This window comes from Neorhizobium sp. BETTINA12A (genome assembly GCF_023006485.1).
Taxonomy (GTDB): Bacteria; Pseudomonadota; Alphaproteobacteria; order Rhizobiales; family Rhizobiaceae; genus Neorhizobium.
The window spans coordinates 1-1,520 of record NZ_JALBGW010000324.1 but is presented as its reverse complement, the minus strand read 5'-3'; the positions used below and the strand labels follow the sequence as shown (position 1 = coordinate 1,520).

At 63.2% G+C, this 1,520-nt stretch carries 3 protein-coding genes; 1 reads left to right on the top strand and 2 read right to left on the bottom strand.

Features of this window, described 5'->3' with window-relative positions; translation table 11 throughout:
* A partial coding sequence (locus MOV61_RS29880; RefSeq protein WP_247139171.1) for a GntR family transcriptional regulator occupies positions 1-186 on the bottom strand: 186 nt, incomplete at its 3' end.
* A 149-nt stretch (positions 187-335) separates the two neighbouring features.
* On the opposite strand from MOV61_RS29880, the gene MOV61_RS29875 reads away from it, so the two are divergent.
* A complete protein-coding gene (locus MOV61_RS29875; protein WP_038540704.1) occupies positions 336-1,025 on the top strand; it encodes an HAD family hydrolase in 690 nt (229 codons plus the stop codon).
* Positions 1,026-1,065: 40 nt separating this feature from the next.
* Here the strand turns inward: MOV61_RS29875 and MOV61_RS29870 are convergent.
* On the bottom strand, positions 1,066-1,520 hold a 455-nt coding region (locus MOV61_RS29870), incomplete at its 5' end, for a PilZ domain-containing protein (RefSeq protein ID WP_247139170.1).

The following is a 1,520-nucleotide window of genomic DNA, read 5'->3' as shown; positions in this document are numbered from 1 at the left end:
GATCGCCAGGCCCTGCGCCTCCAGCCGGCGGAATGCCTCGCGCACCGGCACGTGGCTGGTCTCGAATTCCTCGGCGATGTGATCCTGGCGGAGACGGGCACCCGGGGCGAGTTCGCCGCGCACGATGCGATCGGCAAGCACGCGGCTGATGCGGCTGGCGATAGTGTCTTCCGGTTCCTTGCCCATCAGCGTTCCTTAGAGCGCCGTTTTCCGCTTGTCGAGAGCCGCCCGCTCCGCTTGTCCCAGCCATGCGTGACGGTTGGTTGAGGTTTTTCCTGCCATCGTATAAAAGGCCGCCTCACCCTCCATGCAAGGCCCATAAAAGGCATTCCCCCATGAGCAGCTTCGACCTCATCATCTTCGATTGCGACGGCGTGCTCGTCGATTCAGAAATCATCGCGGCGCAGGTGGAGTCCAGGCTGCTGACCGAAGCGGGATATCCGATCAGCGTCGAGGAAATGGGCGAGCGCTTCGCCGGCATGACCTGGAAGAACATTCTCCTGACAGTGGAGAAGGAAGCCGACATTCCGCTGTCGGCCTCGCTGCTCGACAAGTCCGAGACGCTGCTCGATGCGCGCCTTGCCCGCGACGTGAAGATCATCGACGGCGTGAAGTTCGCGCTGGCACGGCTGACGACGCAACGCTGCATCTGCTCCAATTCAAGCACCCACCGCCTCGACGTGATGCTCGAAAAGGTCGGTCTGAAACCTTATTTCGCGCCGCATATCTATTCGGCCAAGGATCTCGGGCCGGATCGGGTGAAGCCGAAGCCGGATATCTTCCTGCATGCGGCCGAGCAGTTCAAAGTTTCGCCGGAGAAGTGCCTGGTGATCGAGGATTCCACCCATGGCGTCCATGGCGCCAAGGCGGCCGGTATGCGCGTCGTCGGCTTTACCGGTGCATCGCACACCTATCCGAGCCATGCCGACCGGTTGACCGATGCGGGTGCCGAAACTGTGATCTCGCGAATGATGGATCTGCCTGCGGTCATCGCCGCGCTCGGCGAATGGGCCGGGGCGCTCTGAGCGCCCCGATCAGTTCTTTCCAGATTAGGTCCGGCCTCGATTATTTCTTACGGAGCGGCTTCTTTGCCGGGCCGGTGTCGAAGCCGAGGCGGACGCGGGTGAAGCGCGAGGCGCCCCCTTGCGCGTTCGGGATCTGTACATCCGCCTTGTTGAAGATGAACTGGGTGCCGCCGGCCGGCATGTCGACCGGGAAAGCCACCTTCTGCGAATAAATGACGCTGTCGCCATCCACGACTTCGACGAGGATCGGCAGGGTGACCTTGCCGGGAACGCCAACCGGGCCCTGCACGAGGCGCCCTTGCGCGACGACGTTGATGGTCAGCGTCGTCTCATTGGCGGTGCACTGGCGCGTCGCGTCGGCAAGCGACGCCTGGTAGAGCAGTTTTTCCGGCTTGTTTTCGCCGCCGCGCGCATAGGCGCGATGAATAGCGGTCTGCTCCAGCATCACGACCGGCGGGCAGAACGCCTGCACGACGGCGGTCGCGGCCTGGCCCG

Coding starts and splice junctions, on each gene's coding strand:
- MOV61_RS29875 (WP_038540704.1), top strand. CDS start 336: ATGAGCAGCTTCGACCTCATCATCTTCGATTGCGACGGCGTGCTCGTC.